The sequence below is a fragment of the Neomegalonema sp. genome (assembly GCF_028688855.1).
Taxonomy (GTDB): domain Bacteria; phylum Pseudomonadota; class Alphaproteobacteria; order Rhodobacterales; family Rhodobacteraceae; genus Neomegalonema.
In genome coordinates, this window is the sequence record NZ_JAQTXI010000021.1 from 41648 (window position 1) to 58318 (window position 16671).

A 16671-nucleotide genomic window follows, 5' to 3' on the forward strand; every position below is an offset into this window, starting at 1 on the left:
GAGGGCGGCGTCTCGCGGAGGGTCGCCCCCGCGAGACGCGGATCCGGTCGGGATCAGCTCACTGCGTGACCCAGGCGTTCCAGCGTTCGGCGATGGCGTCGCCGTTGTCGATCCAGAAGGCGTCCGAGAAGAAGAGGCCGGTCTCGATGTTGGCGCCCGCCGGGATCTCGGCGGCGGCCTCGGGGGTCATCAGCTCCGGGGCCTTCACGTTGGTCGTGCCGTAGGGCATCCGCGTGGAGAATGCGGCCTGACGGGCGGCGTCGTTGGCGTAGTTGATGAACTCCAGCGCCAGCTCCCTGTTGGGCGCGCCGGTCGGGATGGCCCAGGCGTCGATGCTGTAGATCGGGTTGACCCAGAGGAACTCCAGCGGCTTGCCTTCGTTCTTGGCGGCGGTGATGCGGGCGTTGTAGGAGAAGGTCATGGCGACGTTGTTCGCCGCCAGCCACTCGACGGGCTGGGCGCCCGCGTCCCAGAACTGGAGATCCTTGCGCAGCGGCGCGAGTCTGGCGAAGGCCCGATCCAGACCCTCGGGAGTCGACAGGACCTTGTAGACGTCGGCGGGCGCCACGCCGTCGGCCATCAGCACGAGTTCGAGGTTGAACCTCGGGCCGGCGCGCAGGCCCCGCTTGCCGGGCCATTTCACGGTGTCGAAGAAATCCGCGAGGCTGGTCGGCGCTTCGCCGACGGTGTCGCGGTTGTAGGCCAGGCCGGTGCCGATCACCACGTTGCCCGCGCCGCAAGGCTGGACCGCCTCGGGGATCAGCTCGTCCTTGAGGGGAACCTGGCTCCAGTCGATCTCCTCGAACAGGCCCTCGTCGCAGCCGACCTGAAGGTCCGCGCCCTCGACGATGACCAGATCCCAGGTGACGTTGCCGGTGTCGGCCATGGTCTTGGCCTCGACCAGGCCGCCCAGATAGGTGGCCTCGGTGAAGCCGATTCCCTTGTCTGCGGCGAAGGGCCGGAAATAGACCTCCCGCTGCACGTCCTGATAATTGCCGCCCCAACCCGCGATGACCAGATCCCGCGCGCTCGCCGACTGGACGGCCGCCGTCAGGGCGATGGCGGAGACCGCCATCAGCTTCAGATGTCCCAGCATGTCTTCCTCCCTTGCGCCTCCGGCGACAGGACCGGAAGCCAGCGCTCCGACGGCTCGCGCCTTCGGGCGGGCGACTTGCGCGCCCGGTCCCAGTTGAGCGAAAGATAAAATCCTTGGCAAGAAAATTTAATGAAATTCTGCGTCTCCGGATTATTCTCGGGAGATCTTCTGGAACGGATGGACCCTGATGCCTTCCTCATCCGCCCCCGCCTCCGGGCGGGACGCCGCAGACCGGACCCGCGACGGCGCCGCCCCGGCCAGGGACGCGGCCCTCGGGGAGAAGCTGCGTCTGCGCCGCAAGCGCAAGCGCCTCTCCCTGAAGGCGGTCGCGGAGAGATCCGGCCTGTCCATCGGCTTGCTGAGCCTCGTCGAGCGGGGGCTGACCACGCCTTCGGTGCGCTCGATGCGGGCGATCTGCGCGGCTCTGGAGATGCCGGTCCTCTGGCTCTTCGAGGGCGGGCGGGGCGAGGCCGCGCGCGAAGGCGACGTGGTGGTGCGTCAGGCCGACCGCCGCCGCCTGAACTACGCGGAGAACGGCGTGGAGAAGGAGATCCTCACGCCGGACGCTCAGGCGGACGTCCAGATGCTGCGATTCGTGATGCGGGCGGGCGCGGATTCCGGCGAGCCCTACGGCGACGGGATCGGCGGCAAATGCGGCGTGGTGCTGCGCGGATCCCTGAGGCTGACCCTGGACGAGCGCGAATTCATCCTCGGCCCCGGAGACAGCTTCGCCTTCGACGCCCGCCGCAAGGTGCGTTTCCGCACCGAGGGCGACGAGGAATGCGAAGTGATCTGGGTGGTGGCGCCGCCCACCGTCTGAGGGGAGGCGGGGATCCGCTCCGGTCCTGGTCTTCATCGGGCGGGGAGGCTCTTGGTGCGGGTGGTCGGGGTCGAACCGACACTCCTTTCGGAACCGGATTTTGAGTCCGGCGCGTCTACCAGTTCCACCACACCCGCACAGGCGAGGCCGGGCCTGAAGCCCCCTCGAAACGCCCGCGCATCTTAGGGATTCGCCCGGCGCCGTCAATGCGGAAAACGCCGCCTTCCGCGCGGCTATTCGGCGGGCGGAGTCAGCAGGAAATGCCCGTGCGCCGCGGCGATGGGATTGTCGCGCGCCTCCTGCCAGGCCTCGACCCGGAAATTCGCCACCCGACGCCCCTGACGCAGGATCCGCGCCCGGGCGTAGGCGTCCACGGGGCGTCCGGGGCGCAGGTAGTCGATGGAGAAGTCGATGGTCTTGGGCGCGAAGAGCCGGGCGGAGGGCGGCGCGCGGCCTTCCTCCTCGGCGGCGTCGAGCCGGGGCAGGAGGCGGCTCCAGGCGACCTGCGTCATGGCGGCGATCTCCAGGAAGGCCCCCACCGCGCCGCCATGCAGCGCCCGCTTGATCGGATTGCCGATCAGGCTCGGGCGATAGGGCAGGACGGCGGTCAGCTCGTCGCCGCGCCGCTCGAAGCGCACGCCCAGAAAGACGATGTAGGGCACTTCCTGCGCCAGAGCCTGAAGGGCGGCTTCGCGGCGGGTCTCCCGGATCAGGGCTTCTTCGGCGCTCATGAGGGGGCTCCTTCGAGGATGAAGGCGGCGGTGGCGGTGGCGATGGGCTTGTCCTCGGCCTCCGGGTGATAGGCCGTGGCCTGCACGAAGGCCACGCTGCGCGTGGCGCGATGACAGCGGGCGCGGGCGATCACCTCGCGGCCGGGAGTGGCGGGGCGCATGTAGTCGATGCGCAGGTCCAGCGTCGCGGCGGAGGCCGGGCGCGTATGCGAGAGCATGGCCGCCAGACCGCAACAGGTGTCGAGCAGCGTGGTGATGAGCCCGCCATGGATCACGCCGGTCTCGGGATCTCCGACGAGGCGCGGATCATAGGGCGCGCGCATCAGGGCGTGATCGGTTCCGGCCTCCAGGACTTCGAGGCCCAGCTCCGCCGCATGGGGCAGGGCGGTGATCAGGCCGAGGGCGCCGTTGAAGGAGTCCTTGAGGTCGCCGGGCAGATCGCTGGGTTCGGTCATGCGTCCATCTCCTTGCATCGCGACGCAGCATAGGGCGTCCGAAGGCGGACGCAATCCCGACGTGGGGGCAGGCCGCAGGAGGAATGCCCTTCACAGGCCTCCGCGCGGAGCCTAGCCTCTGCGGAATCTTCGAGGGGGAGGGCCGAACATGCGTCCGGGGCCGCGCAATCTCATCACCGACGTGAGGGGTCTGAAGGTGGGCTCCGCCGAGGACGCCGTCCTGCGCAGCGGCGCGACGGTCCTGACGGCGGAGGCGCCCTTCGTCGCGGCGGTGCATGTGATGGGCGGCGCCCCCGGAACGCGCGAGACGGAGCTCCTCGCGCCGGACAAGCTGGTGACCCATGTGGACGCTCTGGTCCTTTCGGGCGGCTCGGTCTTCGGCCTGGATGCGGCTTCGGGCGTCGTGGAGGGCCTGCGCGCCATGGGGCGGGGCTTCGCGGTGGGTCCGGTGCGGGCGCCCATCGTGCCGGGGGCGATTCTCTTCGACCTGCTCAACGGCGGAGACAAGGACTGGAGCGACAATCCCTATCGGGCTCTGGGGCGGGCGGCTCTGGAGCGGGCGGGCGAGGATTTCGCGCTCGGCTCGGCGGGCGCGGGCTTTGGCGCCCTGACGGCCGATTTCAAGGGCGGGCTCGGCTCGGCCTCCTGCGTGCTGGAGAGCGGACTCACGGTGGGGGCTCTGGCGGCGGTGAACAGCCTCGGCTCGGTCGTGGTCGGCGAGGGGCCAGGGTTCTGGGCCGCCCCCTGGGAGATGGAGGGCGAATTCGGCGGATTCCCTCCGGCGCGGCGCTTCGATCCGGGGTGGGAGCCCTCGCCGAGGAAGCGTCAGGGCGAGGCGACGACCATCTGCGTCGTGGCGACGGACGCGGCGCTCACGCAGGCCGAGGCCCTGCGCATGGCGACCGCCGCTCAGGACGGGTTGGCGCGGGCGGTCGTCCCGAGCCATACGCCCTTCGACGGAGATCTCGTCTTCGCGGCGGCGACGGGGGCGCTCGCGTTGAAGGAGCCGGATCGGGACCGGTTCCTTCTGGGCCATGCGGCTGCGGCCTGTCTGTCGCGGGCGGTCGCGCGGGCGATTCATGAGGCGCGGCCTTTCCCGGGCGATCTCCAGCCCTGCTGGCGGAGCCGCTTCGGGTCTCGGGAGGGCGAAAGAGGCTGAAAACTTCCCGCCTGACGCATTGCCAAGCCGCGCCGGATGCCCTATAGATCGCCCGCAGATGCGCACCCATAGCTCAGCTGGATAGAGCGCTGCCCTCCGAAGGCAGAGGCCAGGGGTTCGAATCCCTTTGGGTGCGCCAATATTTTCAATGACTTAACTGAATTTATCTGCAAAAGAAGCAGGCACAGGAAGCATACAGGAAGCACGGCGCAGAAAAGCCGGGCGATCTCGCGCATCTCCAATCCTCTAAATGAACAGGAAGCCGCCTGCGCGATGAGCGTAGGGAGATGGCGCTGTTTCATTCGCTAGAATCCGCCCGATCGCCATAGCCGCGGCGACAGCCCCGTCGATTCGGCCTCGCGCGCGCTCTTTCGTGAACTTCTCGTTTTCGGCAGCGTCCCGATCGGCGACCACATTGCCGAAGCACATGCGCAGCAAGGGATTGCCGCCATGTCGGAAAGATCCGCCCAGAATCGCCCGCTTCAGTTCCTTCACCGGCGCGGCCATGCTCGCGAAGCCTTGGCCGAACTGGTTGATGGTGAAGCCTTCTTCCTGAAGGCGGGTGTTCACGGCGGTCGAATTCCACCGATCGATAGCGACTTCCTGCACGCCATAGGTTTCGCCCAGACGGATCACATGATCCACAATCGCTGAATGATCGACCACGTTGCCGGGCGTGAGGGTCAGAAACCCTGCTTCCGCCCAGCGCAGATAATCGGCGCGGTCTTTCTCGCTCTTGGCGGCGATGTTGGCTTCAGGAAGGAAGAACATCGGCAGCGCGTCATATCGCCGGTTTTCGCCATCGCCGTCAGGAAAGACTGCGACCACCGCCGTCAGATCTTCGACGCTGGACAGATCCACGCCGACCCAGCAGGCCCGCCCGGTCAAGCGATCCATAGGGGTCATCTGTTCGGCGGCGTCATAAATGTCGAGAGACAGCCAAGGCTCCGCCGCGCCTTCCTGCCATTGGTTCAGGTGAAACCGCCGGAAATCTGCGATCTCGGCAGGGAAATGCTCGATTCGGCGGGCTTTGATGCGCAGCTCTTCAAGAGAACAGAAGCCCGCATCGATCGCAGGATTGGCGGCGCGCCATGCCGCTTCATCCCGCCAATCGGCGCCTGGCGGCGCTGCGAAGATGATCGGGGCGAAGGTCGGGTCTTTGATCTCCCCGGTGGCGACCTTGTGCGAATAATTCCACAGATCCGAAGCCAGACCGCCCTGACCATCGCCAGCGGTCGAAATGACGACCGTGAGCGGGCGCGATCTTTTCACCATCGAATCGGTGACGGTCTTGAAAAGCTTGCGGCCCTCGCCGGTCGGCCAGGCGTGGATTTCATCAGCAAGGAAAAATGAGACGTTCAGGCCATGCTTTGAATAGGCTTCGGATGAAATCGCCTTCAGGGTGCTTTTCGTCTTGGGATGCACGAGGGTCTTGCGGCTTTCCACCGCACGAATCCGACTCATGAGGGCGTCATCCTGCAAAACGAACTGATGCGCGCTGTTGAAGGCGATGCCCGCGTTTTCACGATCGGCGGCGGCCATGACCACCTGACCGCCTGCTTCGGCTTCTGGTCCAAGGAAATGCGCCAGACCAAGAGCGGCGGCCAGAGTCGTCTTGGCGTTGCCGCGTGGAATCCAGATGCAGGCGAGCCGCACCAGGCGATCGCCAGATTCGTCGGAAGGGCCATAGATGCGGCGGATCACCGCTTCCTGAAACGGATGCAGGTGAAAAGAGCGACCGGCGAAATCGCCTTCCCACAGCCGCAGACGCCGCACGAACCGACAGATCTTGTCGGCGCGTCCGGTCGGATCCTCATAGAGCAGGGGATCAGGCGAGAAGATCGGCGTCCCAGCCATCGTCGGCTTTCCTTTCGGCGTCGCCTTTCAGGCCGCGCCTGTGAGGCGTCAAACCCAGTTCGGCGGCCAGCAAGCGGGCTTCACGCATCGCCGCGCTTTGCATCTTGAAGGCGGGATGAGGGGATGGCCCTTTTTCAGTCGAGATGATGCGGCCTTCCGCGCCCATGATCTCTTCGGCCTCACGCACTATGCCAGAGGCCACGCAATAGCTTTCGAGCATGGCTTGCGTGTCGCTGGTGAGCAGCTTGCGGGCGAAAAGCTCCGGCGCGGATCGCTTCCATTCGGCTTTTGCTTGTTCGGTCAACCATGCGGGGGCGGAGGGGCATTTTCCCCGAACGCTTCCGCCGTCAATCGCGACAAGGGTCGGCTTACGGCCTTTCATCCCCAAAACTCCCAATTTCCAGAAGATTGCGCGCGAGAGGGGAGTGTCGGTCCCGAGGCGGAGGCGCTGAATTCCGAAGGCCCCCCGGCCTTGGGCCTCGGGTTTCCGAAGGCTCCTTCCTCACGCACGGCCTTCCGGCTGTTGCAGCGGCGGTTCATGGGCTGCCAGTTCGACCGATCCCAGAACAGGCGCATGTCGCCTTTGTGAGCGATGCGATGATCCACCATGTCGGCGGGCTGGCCGCATCCGCAGGCGCAGAGACGATTCTCAGGTCGGTCGAGAAAGGCTTTGCTCTCCTTGCTCCACTTGCCGTCATAGCCTCGGGCGCGAGCTGAGGGCCGCGCAGCCTCGGCGCGGGCCTTGGCCGCCGAGAGGCAGACCGGGCAGCGCCTGCCTTGAAACGGCGGATGACCGCCGGGGCAATGTTTGGGGGCTGACCAGGGCATCGGCGTCACTCCAGCGAAGTCGTGTGAAGCTCAAGCCCGGCACGGCGGCCAAGTTCCCGAACTTCGTGGATCTCATGAATTCGACCGTCATAGGCCACGCGATGCTTGGGCGTGATCCAGTCGAGCCACCGCACGCGAAAGACGATCCTGCGTTGAGCTTGAACGCCGCCGCCGGTCAGGAACTCCTTTCCGTTCATCTGCTGAACCGCCGCCCAGAGGCTGGCCCGCTCTTGCCAGATGATGTCGTAACCACCGCCGCCATCCGGCGTTCTGGTCAGTTCCTGTATGGACGCCCTGCGGTCCAGATCCCCGGCGCGCATGGTCAGAAGCCCCATTGACGATAGTTGCGGGCGAAGTCGTCGGCACCGTCCGGGGCCTCGGTGATGAAGCCCGATCCCATGATCACGCTCTCCCGATGCTCGTAGAGATGAGCGGCGCGCAGCCTGATGCTGGCGCGGATCGGTTCGGGCAGAGCCTCGGCGTCGTCGCCAAAGCCTGCGGTGAAGGTGACGGCCACGGCTTCCGGGGCGGCCAGCGCGATCGGCCACGTCTTGCCGGGGGCAGGCCGGAGGGTAGCGCCGTCAAGCGATCCGATCCCGGCGACCTGATAATCAGCGGGCGCGAGAGCGGCGGGCTCGCCATCCGGGCGCAGATAGACGACTTCATCCACAGACTGACAGGGCGGCAGCGGAATCAGGATCTCCGGCTGAAAGTGGCCAAGGGTCAGTTTCCAGACCTGTGTGATCAGACAGCCGCCAAGCGCGCCATCTCGCCCGTCCAGACGCTCGGTCGCCGCCCAGATGCAATCCACGATCAGAGCGTCTTCAAAGTCGTGGTCGATCCGCAGATGAAGCTTCATCTGCTCAAGGCTGACGGCGAGGTTTTCAGGAGCGGCGACGCGAAGAAGATGCATGGCGAATCCTTGCAGACTTGGATGTTTTTGCCGTGCTACACGGGCTACAGGTGATACATGTCTGTTTTTATTTGTGTATTCCTGTAGCACCGCCCGAAAATCGGCATGCTACAAGGTGCTACAAACCGAATCCCGGCTGACCGAAGCCAACCGGGCGGATCGATCAGACGGCCACCTTCAGCAGCCGAAAGGCTTCGGGCTTGATCACCGCTCCGCCCACGCGGCGGCGGGCGTGAAAGCGGGTCTGGCCTTTGGTCGCCACCGAATAGGGATCCCGCATCACCGACAGCGCCAGACGATCCACGATGCGATAGCCCTGCTTCAGATCGCCGAACAGGATCGGCGTAGCGTCGGCGGCGATGTCCGGCATGTCAGGCAATTCGATCACCGGGCGGCCAAGGATGGTCGGCGGATTGCCGTCCGACAGCGTGTCGCGCCAGAGATAATCGCCGCCCGTGTTCTTGAGTTTGCGGACCACGCCGATGGTCGAACGGTTCATGCCCCAAACCGCATTCGCGGCGTAGAAGCCGGGCAGATCATGAAACAGATCGATCAGGCTGTCGGCGGTGATGGCGTTGGCGACGCCGGATTCGACCGCCTCGATATCGGCGTCGGCGAGGATGCCCGCCGGTTGTCCGACGCCGCTGCCGGAGACGAAGGCCAGCCCTTCCAGACGTCCGAACTCCTCGGCGAAATCGGCGGCCAGTTCGCCCTGAAGGTTATACTGATTGTCTTCCAGCAAGGCGTTCGACACGTCCACGAAACAGGCGGCCTCATGGGGCGTCAGAGCGATCTCGCCATAGGCCGGTTCGGTGGAGGTCTGGTCTCCGGTTTCCGACACCCAGGCGGCGGTGAGCGTTCCGGTGCGTTTGGGCATCCGGGCTTCGGCGGCGCCAATGGAGATGACACGGGCGTGCTGGCGAACTGGCGAGAATTCGACAAGGTTCTTGACCACCTCCTTGACGAAATCCGGGGGCGCGAGATAGCCGCCGGTTCCGGCAAGGGTCAGGTTCTTCAGTTCCACGCCAGCGGCGTCGCCATGGCGGGCGTAAGCGCCGAACGCCTTGATCTCCGTCGCGCCCGGATCTTCGGCCTTCTGGGCGATGACGCCGGGGCGGGCCAGCTTCTGTTCGATGCGGGCGGCGGATTTGGCGATATCGCCCATGTTTCCCTCCAAGGCGGTCAGGCGGGCGTCGATCCCGGCGACGGTTTCTTCCACCGCGCCGATGCGGTCTTCGTCCTGCTCCGCTTCCGGGGCGGGGTTCTGCTGGTCAGCCATGATGCTGGTCCTTTTGAAAGCCGCCTTCATGGCGGGGATCGCGGCGGGGGCCGCTTTGACGCTGGTGACCCGCGCGGCGGAGGCCGCAGGGATCGACACCAGAGAAATTTCGATGAGGTCGATTTCCTTGAGCAAACGCCCGCCGCCGGGCCTCCGCTCATGACTTTTGGCGCGATATCCGATCGACAGCCCATTCAGCGCCCCGGCCTTCAAAAGCGCGTAAGCCTCGCTGCCGCGCCGGGTGTCGAGAACCAGGCGGCCGGAGACGAAAAGCCCGGTCTGGTCTTCCTGAAGTTCTGTCCAAGCGCCGATCGGCTCGGAAGGGTCATGCTGCCACAAGAGAAGTGGCGCGCCGCCAGCGGCTTTGTGTTGGCGCAGGCTGGCGGTGAAAGCGCCTCGGGCGATGATGTCGCCATAACTGTCCGGTTCGCCGCCGAAGACGCTGGCGTAGCCCGACAGAAGCCCGGCTTCGCTGGTCGAAAACTTGACTTCGAAGTCAGCGCGCCCCATCGCCGCCCCCCGCATTGGCGTCTTCGGTGTTGAGCGGCAGGCGGAACTGGTCGCCGCCCGGATAGGGAGAGCGGTTCTCGGCGGCGCGCACTTCGTTCGGCGCCAGAAGCCCGTTCGTCACCGCCTTGGCATAAGCGTCGAAGCGGGCGGCGAGGTCGGCGCGAGCCAGATCGTCGGTCAGGAACTCGGCATAGTAATGCGGGCGTTCCTCGGTGGTCAGAAGGGCGCGGCGAATCGCCCCTTCCCACATTTTCAGCCAGGGCAGCAGCGTAAGCGCAAGGAACTGCTGTCCCATGCTTTCGGCGTTGTTGTGGGTGGCGCGCTCCAATTCCTGAAGCAGATGCAGCGGGATGCGGAAGACGCGGGCGATCTCGGCGACCTGATGACGCCGCAGCTCAAGAAACTGAAGATCGACGCTGTTGAACTGAAGCGGCGTGAAATCCATGCCATCTTCGAGGATCAGGGTTTTGCCCGCGTTTTCGCCGCCAGCATGGGCGGAGTTGAAGCTGTCGCGCAGGCGCTTCATGGCCTCCGGGCCAAGAGTCTTGGCGTATTTGAAGACGCCGCCCGGTCGCGCGCCCGCTCCGAAGAGCCGCGCCGCATGGCTTTCCATCGCCAGCGAAAGCCCGATGGCCTCCTTGGCCTGCATGATCGGCGACAAGCCCAGATAGGGCGAAACGCCCAGCGTCTTCAGGTGAAAGATTTCCGTGCGGTCATAGACGCGCTGGCCGCCTTCCGTCGAAACCCGATAGGTCGGTTCCATGCTGGCAGTGTCGATCTCCACCGTCACGGCGGTCGAAGGGATCGGGATCAATTCGACGATCGCGCCGCCGCTGCGGTTGATGAAGGCGAAGGCGTTGCCATGCAGACAAAGCGCCGCCTGCATGAACAGACGGAACTCGAAAGCGGAGGTCCAATCATTAGCCTGGCCGTTCAGGATCTCGGCGAGGGGGTGATCCGTGGCGCGCTCTTTGCCGCCGTCCGGGGTGCGTCGATAAAGATGCAGCGGAAGCTGCGCCACGCTCTCGGCGATGACCTTGACGGAGGCGTAAACGGTTGGGCAGCGCATGGCGCTTTCCGGCGTGACGACGACGCCAGAGGCGGAGGGCGCGCCGCCGAATAAGGCGATCAGTTCCGGCGAGGGCGTAGCCAGACCCGCCTTCGTTTCGCGCCCGATCATTTTCTTGAAGCGTTCGAACATCACCATCCGCATTCCTGTTTGCAGATCAAAGATCGGGATGACATGGCGAGTTTCAAAGCGAAAACCGCCTTCGCGGCGGTTTTAGAAGTGATTGAAAATTCGTGGAAATTCGCGAAATCGCGTGGCTTTCTCAAGGTCTTGGGCGGTCGCCGAAAACCTCCTGCCATGCAGCGGTCTCAGCATCTTGGCGGGTCAGCCCTCCATCGTATTCCATGATCGCCGACCGCTCTTCGTAAAGCGCCTGAAGCTCGGCTTCGTTCTCTTCCTCGCTTTTTTGCGGTGTTACAGGTGTTACGGGTGTTACGACGCTGTTTTGATTGATTAAATCCTGTAACACCGGGGTGGGGGCTCTGGTGTTACAGGTGTTACAGGGCGGCGTTACAGCGCCGACCTTACGGGCGAAAGCGCCAAAGCGGTCAAGATCCATCGCCCTCGCCTTCATCGCCCAAGATGCCGGGTAGCAGCGCATAGCAACGGATCGGACCGGATGATCCGAGCACGCGATGAAGGGTTTGGAACTTTCCCTGACCATCGGTTTTCAAGAGGCCATGCTCCGCCAGAACTTTGGCGACACGCATCGAATCCATGCCCTGGCAAATCTCGGTCTTCCAGACTTCTGGCAGAACCAAAAATTCGGTGCCTCCGTTCCCCCGCCGGCGGCGGAAGCCCGCCCGGTTCTGGATCCGCACGTCGATTGGCGTCCCTGTGGAGTCGTGATGAACAAGGTCGCCCATCGGCTCGAAGCGGCTGGAGCCATGCCCTTGGATGAAGCGCCGCACCGCCGAGACGGCTTCGCGATCCTCCGCCGGTTCGACGCCGCCGCGCTGGGCGATCCAGTCGGCGAGGCAGCGGCGACAAGCCTTCGTCGCTTCACCTTGCGGCCAAGGCAGGATGCCGAAGGAGGTCACCATTTCTCCGGCGGCGGCGACCAGAGCGAAGCGCCCGGCGACGCGGCGCACTTGGCCGTCAGCCCCTTCAGGCAGGGCTTCGGTCAGAAATTCACGCTGATGCTCGGCGACCAGAGGACCGATGCCGCCAAAATCGCGGGTCAGGAAGCGGATGAAAGCGGGCGCGGCGTGACCATGGTGGCGCGCGGCGGCGGCCTTCAAATGCTGCGCCAGATCGGCGGCGGATGCGAGGCCGTGCAGATCCTCAAAGATGCCCAGACCGGCGCCCGCGTCTGCGGGCAGATCCACGAGGCGCGCCTCTTGTCCGGCGGCGACACGGCGGCCCCGGCCATCTTCAGCGATTTTGGTCGCCAAATCGATTTCGCCCGTTGAAAGGAAAAGCGTGCGCCAGCGCAGCGCCTTGCGAGCCTCGCCGCTGCGTCCGGCTCGGGTTTTTCCGACTCCATTGGCGATCAGATAGGCGATTTGCCCGGCCTCGCGGCTGTCAACCTGAGAGAGTTCGTCCAGACACAATAATCCATCATTGTGAAGGGCCGCGACGGATTCCAGTCCGTTCGAGGTGGCGCGCCATGTGCGGATGAAGTCGCGCCCGCCCCAAGAGCTTCCCGCCGCTGTCAAAACGGTGCTTTTCCCGACGGAGCTTCCGCCCCGAAGGTGAAAGCCGCCGGACTCGGAATCGGTAGGAAGGAGCAGAGGCCCGGCGAATCCGGCGCTGATGGCGAAAGCAAGGCGGCTGTTGCCGACCGCATAGCGCGCCACCTCGTTCCGCCAACCCTCAAGGGATCCATTGATCGTATACGGATCGTCAAAAGAGCTATCGCTTTGGAAGTAAAACCGCTCATCCATTATTATCGTCTCCGATGCTGGTTTTGGGAAGGACGAACACGCCATTGCTCGCCCAGCCAATACGCGAGACGCAGCGGGCTTTCTGGCCGGGACTGGCGGTCGTGACATATTCGTGAAGGGCGGCGCGTGCGAAACCGCTCGGCGCCAAGATCAGGCCAAGGGAAAGCAGTTGCTCGCGATAGGCGACGCCATCGCCCGCCAGCATCCGCATGGGTAGGCACCATGTCTTGACGCGGCCATCGCGATCCGCAATGGACAGCAACCGCCCCCATTCTTCGCCGTTGATGCTCCGGGTTTCGGCGACGACTTCGAGAGGCGAGCAGATCCATCGCCATTCCACGACGACGACGCCGGTTTCTTTATCGACCTTCTCAATGCGTTTTTCGACGCCGTGCTTCACGAGGCGAAACGGCCACTTATCTCCCTCATCATCTTCTTCCTGAGGCACCGTCTCTTCTTGGGGGGCGGTGGGATCCTCAGGCTGAAATGGCTCTTCCTCGCGGGCGGCGTTCTTCGCTTTCCGCTTCTTGTGTTCACGCTCCTTTGGTCCTCTGGGCTGTTCCAGCCCCGCCTTGAAAGCGGAATTTATGGTGCGCAAGGTCTCGGCGTCGTCCAATCCGATGCTGCGCGCCGCGCCGAAGAGCCTCTCACGCACGACGTTTTCGCCGAGACGCCCCTCCGCGATGATCTGGGCCAAGCTGAAAGCGGCGCGGTTCAGAGCATTGTTTCGCTCGCCTTCGCCCGCCGCCAGAACACGACCCAATTCGTCGTGCAGCGCGGTTTCGGCCCATTCCCTGCGGCTCTCGTCAATGATCCTCCGGCCGCCTCCAGGCGCGGCCCGCTCGGACAGTTTTTTGCGCGGCATCCACTCCGGACAGGGCGCGGGTTCGGCGTCGTTCTGAAACCGATAGACGCCATCCGCAAAGGTCGAAGGCTCAAGCAGGATGTAGCCCTTGTGCTTGATCTCGACGCCCGCGCAGAGCTTGCCCGGATATTCTTCCCCCTCAGTCGAGCGGAAGATGTAATGCTCGCCGCCCCGCGCCGAAGTCTGCGCCAGCGTTTCAGGCATATCGCGATCAGAGATGAAATCCAGCCAGCCGCAATCCGGCTTGTAGGTGTCGGCATCGATCGCGACGAGGCCGGAAGCGGCGAGGTGCAGGCCGATATTGGCGTCGGGCCAGCGGGTCCACCAAGCGCGCACGGCGTCAGGATTGCAGGAAGCGCCGAGATGCCCCTTGGGCAAATGATGCGTGCTGCGCCCTTCGAAGTTCTCGCCTTTATGGCCCGCCATGATCGGGAAGACGTGAAAGCCGCGCTCCGCGTATTTCGTGGCGGCGCGGCCCTTGGCGGAAAGCGTGTCGGTGCTGGCGTTCATTGCGCGCCTCGAAAATGCTGATGAAACTCGACTTCTTCGACCCAATGGTCGCGGGCGGCCTCCATGGCTTCAGGCCATGTCCCGAAAATGCCGACGCCCCATCCGAAACCGCGATCCAGATTGACGCCTTCGACGCGAACGCCCGCGCCGTCAGGGCTGACGATCAGAAGTTCGCCCCGCCTCGGCAGGTGGATCCGAACCGTCGTGGGAAAATTGAGGATGGTCATGCCTGCCCTCCGAACTGTGGCAGTCGCCGGGTGATCTCAGTCGCCACAGCGGCCTGCGCCTCTTTGGTGCTGGCGATCCACGCATCGCGCGCGGCGCCCGCATCGACGTATTTCAGGATGGCCTCGCGACAGAGCCTTCGGCCAGCTTCGGGGCGGGTCACGAGGGCGTTGGCTTCGACTTTGCGAGCGCCAAATTTTCTCAAATAATCCTGCACATAGCTCTTGGCGTGATCGGGGTGTCGGGGATCGTCCAGTCGTCCGCCAGATCCAGTTTCAAGGTTCTCGATCCACGTCAGCTTGTGAGCTGCGATGAAGTCGTCATTCAATCCGAAGCGATCGACAATGAGCCGATCAGGCGACCAGCCTGTCGCGCCAGACAGATCGGCCAAGTTCTTGAGCAGGAAGTCCGAAATCCGCAGGCCTGCCGGATCGTGGTCGCCTGCATAGAGCAGAACGCACTGGCGGCCTGCAGCCTCATGTTCGGTGAACCGGCGCATCATGGCGGCGCGGCTATTGAGGTCGGAGGATCCGCGCCCGTTGGCGAGCGGGACGTTGAACTCACGACAGACCGGCGCGAAGAGGGATTTCAAATCCGCTTTTTCGACCAGCGCTTCGACATAAAATTCCTGAAACCGCCAAAAGGAAAAGGGGCGGTAGGTGGTATGAGCGCGGCTGATGTAGTCGATAGCGGCGGCGGCCTCGTCTTCGGGCGTGGTTTTGTCGATATGTTCAAGGTTGATGAATTCGCGCGCATCGTCTTCCGCGCAGATATCGAGGGGCAGTTCGCCCGTCTTCCGGCAATCGGTGATCAGCGCCTGCGCCGCGTCGAAGTCGCCTTTGTTGAGGCCATGCTCCTCAAGGATGTAGCACCAGCCACGCGAACCGATGCTGAAATCCAGCCTTGACCGGATTTCGAGGATCGCCTTGCAGAAGGCGGCGCGAGTCGCGGCGTATTCCTCCGCTTTCGCAGCGGACAGGCGGCCACGCGGTCGCCGGGGCAGGGTGAGGAGGCTCATGCGGCAGGCCCTCCGTGTTGTGCGTAAAGGTCGCGCAGGTATCGCTCCTGCTTTGTGCTGGCCCCGCGCCGCGCGAGCTGCGTCACCATGGTCGCGACGAAGGGGCGGCTGCTCGGCTTGATCCGGTCGAAGGCGTGCTGCATCAACCACAAGGCCATGCGGTGCAGATCGCTGGCGGGCCTCACGCGATTGAAGTCAGGTCGCAGGGCGAAATAGGTCGGTTCGGCGCGTCGGGTGAGCGCGGCGGCCAGGTCATGCCAGTCGCAATCACTCGATTTCAGCGCCCGCCCGATGGCCCGAACCGTGGCGATGATCTCCCCGTCTGCGTCGGTGCTCAGCCGAGGGATCAGCTTTTCCAGCTTGCCGGTGATCGGGAGAAGATCGCCCATCGTCAGCCTCCCGACGAAGTGGAGCCGCGCAAGCCGCCCAACCGCTCTTCGGCCCAGCGATCCAGTTCGCCGGTCGGATAGAGCGGAGTTCTGACGCTCACATTGTAGGCGGGGCCGCCGCCAACCGAGGCGAGTTTCGCCAGCGTCGCTTTGGCGATCGGGAGGCCATGGACCAGCCCCAAATATTCGACAGCCTCTTCGCGGCGCAGACGCGGCTTGCGGAGGTGAGGCGGCAGGCAAAGCTTCGCCGTTCCCGCCGAAGCGGGGTTTTCGTTTTTCGTATTCATTTCAATTGCCTATTGAAGGTGATGGCAGGCTTTGGGATTGCCGTAATTGAGGCAATCCCAACTTCTTAAACGGCGTTATTCCTTGCCGCCCACGATCAAGGCCGCTTCGTTGATCTCATGCACGATGCGCTCGCGCAGGTAGTGGAAGTTCAGGACTTCAAGGCCGATGACGCTGATGGATTGCGTGCTGTTGATGCTGACGAGCTGCTCTTTCGGGTCGAATTCCGGAAGAAGCCGGTCGATATCGTTGAACGCGGTGCCGATGATGTAGACCTGATCGGCGTCCGGATATTCTTCGAGGAAGGCGCGGATCTCGCACGCCTTGCGACCAGCCCTCGCGGGGCTAAGCCCCTGATTCAGGAAACGCTGGTAGGAATGGAGCGCAATGACGTCGGCGACGCCGAAGGCTCTGGCACGACCGGGGATCGTCTTTGGGGCACACGGATAATGACCAGCCGCAACCGCCTCATTGAAGCGATCGGGATGCGTCATGGCGATAGAGCAGGCCAGCGAGGTGGTCGCTTTGAACTGCGTGGTTTTGGGAAGATCGGTCATTGGGTGCCTAATATTAAGAGGTAAGCTCTTGCTGTATTCAAGAGGTAATGTTTCCTCTTGAGTTTTGCAAGAGCTTATTTCGTGGACGCCGATCTAGGGTCTGTTGACGTTCAGGATTTTTCCTGAGCTTTTGAGCCTCCCCATCTTCGTGTGAAGGAGGCGTCCTTGATCCGTCTGTCATTGAACGACGCTCAATGGGCGTTGATAGCGCCGCATTGT

19 protein-coding genes and 2 tRNA genes are annotated in these 16671 nt (G+C 64.1%); 3 read left to right on the top strand and 18 right to left on the bottom strand.

Annotation, left to right across the window (positions count from 1 at the left end; genetic code table 11):
* Window positions 1-58: 58 nt before the first annotated feature.
* Window positions 59-1096, bottom strand: coding sequence for an ABC transporter substrate-binding protein (locus PHN62_RS14230; RefSeq protein WP_300151767.1), 1038 nt, complete (start codon window positions 1094-1096; stop codon window positions 59-61).
* 187 nt (window positions 1097-1283) lie between these two features.
* Here PHN62_RS14230 and PHN62_RS14235 point away from each other — a divergent pair, with 187 nt between their 5' ends.
* Window positions 1284-1916 carry a cupin domain-containing protein gene (locus tag PHN62_RS14235; protein ID WP_300151769.1) on the top strand — a complete coding sequence of 211 codons (633 nt, stop codon included), beginning with the start codon at window positions 1284-1286 and terminating at the stop codon, window positions 1914-1916.
* A gap of 52 nt (window positions 1917-1968) precedes the next feature.
* Here PHN62_RS14235 and PHN62_RS14240 read toward each other — a convergent pair.
* The 3 genes from PHN62_RS14240 to PHN62_RS14250 all read right to left on the bottom strand — a co-directional run bounded on the left by PHN62_RS14240 (window position 1969) and on the right by PHN62_RS14250 (window position 3102).
* Window positions 1969-2053: transfer RNA gene (locus PHN62_RS14240), tRNA-Leu, on the bottom strand.
* 96 nt (window positions 2054-2149) lie between these two features.
* On the bottom strand, window positions 2150-2647 hold the full coding sequence (locus tag PHN62_RS14245; protein ID WP_300151770.1) for a PaaI family thioesterase: 498 nt from the start codon (window positions 2645-2647) through the stop codon (window positions 2150-2152).
* Complete coding sequence (locus tag PHN62_RS14250) at window positions 2644-3102, bottom strand: PaaI family thioesterase (protein ID WP_300151772.1); 459 nt, start codon at window positions 3100-3102, stop codon at window positions 2644-2646. Before PHN62_RS14250 ends, PHN62_RS14245 begins: the two co-directional genes overlap by 4 nt.
* A 148-nt stretch (window positions 3103-3250) precedes the next feature.
* Between PHN62_RS14250 and PHN62_RS14255 the strand changes: the two genes are divergently transcribed.
* Window positions 3251-4261 (top strand): P1 family peptidase, encoded by a 1011-nt coding sequence (locus PHN62_RS14255; RefSeq protein ID WP_300151774.1) that lies wholly within the window; start codon window positions 3251-3253, stop codon window positions 4259-4261.
* Between the two features lie 62 nt (window positions 4262-4323).
* Window positions 4324-4400, top strand: a tRNA-Arg gene (locus PHN62_RS14260).
* A gap of 107 nt (window positions 4401-4507) precedes the next feature.
* Here the strand turns inward: PHN62_RS14260 and PHN62_RS14265 are convergent.
* The 14 genes from PHN62_RS14265 to PHN62_RS14330 form a co-directional block, all read right to left on the bottom strand.
* Window positions 4508-6118 (bottom strand): terminase TerL endonuclease subunit, encoded by a 1611-nt coding sequence (locus tag PHN62_RS14265; RefSeq protein WP_300151776.1) that lies wholly within the window; start codon window positions 6116-6118, stop codon window positions 4508-4510.
* On the bottom strand, window positions 6090-6500 hold the full coding sequence (locus PHN62_RS14270; RefSeq protein ID WP_300151778.1) for a phage terminase small subunit P27 family: 411 nt from the start codon (window positions 6498-6500) through the stop codon (window positions 6090-6092). Before PHN62_RS14270 ends, PHN62_RS14265 begins: the two co-directional genes overlap by 29 nt.
* Before the next feature lie 451 nt (window positions 6501-6951).
* Window positions 6952-7281 carry a phage head closure protein gene (locus PHN62_RS14275; RefSeq protein WP_300151780.1) on the bottom strand — a complete coding sequence of 110 codons (330 nt, stop codon included), beginning with the start codon at window positions 7279-7281 and terminating at the stop codon, window positions 6952-6954.
* Window positions 7269-7859 carry a head-tail connector protein gene (locus tag PHN62_RS14280; protein ID WP_300151782.1) on the bottom strand — a complete coding sequence of 197 codons (591 nt, stop codon included), beginning with the start codon at window positions 7857-7859 and terminating at the stop codon, window positions 7269-7271. Before PHN62_RS14280 ends, PHN62_RS14275 begins: the two co-directional genes overlap by 13 nt.
* Before the next feature lie 163 nt (window positions 7860-8022).
* Window positions 8023-9648 (bottom strand): phage major capsid protein, encoded by a 1626-nt coding sequence (locus tag PHN62_RS14285; RefSeq protein WP_300151784.1) that lies wholly within the window; start codon window positions 9646-9648, stop codon window positions 8023-8025.
* The gene (locus PHN62_RS14290; RefSeq protein ID WP_300151786.1) at window positions 9635-10855 is read right to left on the bottom strand and encodes a phage portal protein; all 1221 of its coding nucleotides are present in this window, start codon (window positions 10853-10855) and stop codon (window positions 9635-9637) included. Before PHN62_RS14290 ends, PHN62_RS14285 begins: the two co-directional genes overlap by 14 nt.
* Before the next feature lie 124 nt (window positions 10856-10979).
* Window positions 10980-11276, bottom strand: coding sequence for a hypothetical protein (locus PHN62_RS14295; RefSeq protein ID WP_300151788.1), 297 nt, complete (start codon window positions 11274-11276; stop codon window positions 10980-10982).
* On the bottom strand, window positions 11266-12603 hold the full coding sequence (locus PHN62_RS14300; protein ID WP_300151790.1) for a DUF927 domain-containing protein: 1338 nt from the start codon (window positions 12601-12603) through the stop codon (window positions 11266-11268). The genes PHN62_RS14295 and PHN62_RS14300 overlap by 11 nt, the downstream gene beginning before the upstream one ends.
* On the bottom strand, window positions 12596-13978 hold the full coding sequence (locus PHN62_RS14305) for a bifunctional DNA primase/polymerase (RefSeq protein ID WP_300151792.1): 1383 nt from the start codon (window positions 13976-13978) through the stop codon (window positions 12596-12598). The genes PHN62_RS14300 and PHN62_RS14305 overlap by 8 nt, the downstream gene beginning before the upstream one ends.
* Complete coding sequence (locus tag PHN62_RS14310) at window positions 13975-14205, bottom strand: hypothetical protein (RefSeq protein WP_300151794.1); 231 nt, start codon at window positions 14203-14205, stop codon at window positions 13975-13977. Before PHN62_RS14310 ends, PHN62_RS14305 begins: the two co-directional genes overlap by 4 nt.
* Window positions 14202-15221: a hypothetical protein gene (locus PHN62_RS14315; RefSeq protein WP_300151796.1), complete on the bottom strand. Its 1020-nt coding sequence runs from the start codon at window positions 15219-15221 to the stop codon at window positions 14202-14204. Before PHN62_RS14315 ends, PHN62_RS14310 begins: the two co-directional genes overlap by 4 nt.
* The gene (locus tag PHN62_RS14320) at window positions 15218-15610 is read right to left on the bottom strand and encodes a hypothetical protein (protein WP_300151798.1); all 393 of its coding nucleotides are present in this window, start codon (window positions 15608-15610) and stop codon (window positions 15218-15220) included. The genes PHN62_RS14315 and PHN62_RS14320 overlap by 4 nt, the downstream gene beginning before the upstream one ends.
* A gap of 2 nt (window positions 15611-15612) precedes the next feature.
* Entirely contained in the window at window positions 15613-15897 is a 285-nt protein-coding gene (locus PHN62_RS14325; RefSeq protein ID WP_300151800.1) for a DNA-binding protein, read from the bottom strand.
* A 75-nt stretch (window positions 15898-15972) separates the two neighbouring features.
* The gene (locus PHN62_RS14330; RefSeq protein ID WP_300151802.1) at window positions 15973-16452 is read right to left on the bottom strand and encodes a hypothetical protein; all 480 of its coding nucleotides are present in this window, start codon (window positions 16450-16452) and stop codon (window positions 15973-15975) included.
* Between the last annotated feature and the right edge of the window lie 219 nt (window positions 16453-16671).

What these genes read in the sequence shown, in the direction of transcription:
- PHN62_RS14230 (WP_300151767.1), bottom strand. Translation starts at nt 1,096, where the DNA reads ATGCTGGGACATCTGAAGCTGATGGCGGTCTCCGCCATCGCCCTGACG.
- PHN62_RS14235 (WP_300151769.1), top strand. Translation starts at nt 1,284, where the DNA reads ATGCCTTCCTCATCCGCCCCCGCCTCCGGGCGGGACGCCGCAGACCGG.
- PHN62_RS14245 (WP_300151770.1), bottom strand. Translation starts at nt 2,647, where the DNA reads ATGAGCGCCGAAGAAGCCCTGATCCGGGAGACCCGCCGCGAAGCCGCC.
- PHN62_RS14250 (WP_300151772.1), bottom strand. Translation starts at nt 3,102, where the DNA reads ATGACCGAACCCAGCGATCTGCCCGGCGACCTCAAGGACTCCTTCAAC.
- PHN62_RS14255 (WP_300151774.1), top strand. Translation starts at nt 3,251, where the DNA reads ATGCGTCCGGGGCCGCGCAATCTCATCACCGACGTGAGGGGTCTGAAG.
- PHN62_RS14265 (WP_300151776.1), bottom strand. Translation starts at nt 6,118, where the DNA reads ATGGCTGGGACGCCGATCTTCTCGCCTGATCCCCTGCTCTATGAGGAT.
- PHN62_RS14270 (WP_300151778.1), bottom strand. Translation starts at nt 6,500, where the DNA reads ATGAAAGGCCGTAAGCCGACCCTTGTCGCGATTGACGGCGGAAGCGTT.
- PHN62_RS14275 (WP_300151780.1), bottom strand. Translation starts at nt 7,281, where the DNA reads ATGGGGCTTCTGACCATGCGCGCCGGGGATCTGGACCGCAGGGCGTCC.
- PHN62_RS14280 (WP_300151782.1), bottom strand. Translation starts at nt 7,859, where the DNA reads ATGCATCTTCTTCGCGTCGCCGCTCCTGAAAACCTCGCCGTCAGCCTT.
- PHN62_RS14285 (WP_300151784.1), bottom strand. Translation starts at nt 9,648, where the DNA reads ATGGGGCGCGCTGACTTCGAAGTCAAGTTTTCGACCAGCGAAGCCGGG.
- PHN62_RS14290 (WP_300151786.1), bottom strand. Translation starts at nt 10,855, where the DNA reads ATGGTGATGTTCGAACGCTTCAAGAAAATGATCGGGCGCGAAACGAAG.
- PHN62_RS14295 (WP_300151788.1), bottom strand. Translation starts at nt 11,276, where the DNA reads ATGGATCTTGACCGCTTTGGCGCTTTCGCCCGTAAGGTCGGCGCTGTA.
- PHN62_RS14300 (WP_300151790.1), bottom strand. Translation starts at nt 12,603, where the DNA reads ATGGATGAGCGGTTTTACTTCCAAAGCGATAGCTCTTTTGACGATCCG.
- PHN62_RS14305 (WP_300151792.1), bottom strand. Translation starts at nt 13,978, where the DNA reads ATGAACGCCAGCACCGACACGCTTTCCGCCAAGGGCCGCGCCGCCACG.
- PHN62_RS14310 (WP_300151794.1), bottom strand. Translation starts at nt 14,205, where the DNA reads ATGACCATCCTCAATTTTCCCACGACGGTTCGGATCCACCTGCCGAGG.
- PHN62_RS14315 (WP_300151796.1), bottom strand. Translation starts at nt 15,221, where the DNA reads ATGAGCCTCCTCACCCTGCCCCGGCGACCGCGTGGCCGCCTGTCCGCT.
- PHN62_RS14320 (WP_300151798.1), bottom strand. Translation starts at nt 15,610, where the DNA reads ATGGGCGATCTTCTCCCGATCACCGGCAAGCTGGAAAAGCTGATCCCT.
- PHN62_RS14325 (WP_300151800.1), bottom strand. Translation starts at nt 15,897, where the DNA reads ATGAATACGAAAAACGAAAACCCCGCTTCGGCGGGAACGGCGAAGCTT.
- PHN62_RS14330 (WP_300151802.1), bottom strand. Translation starts at nt 16,452, where the DNA reads ATGACCGATCTTCCCAAAACCACGCAGTTCAAAGCGACCACCTCGCTG.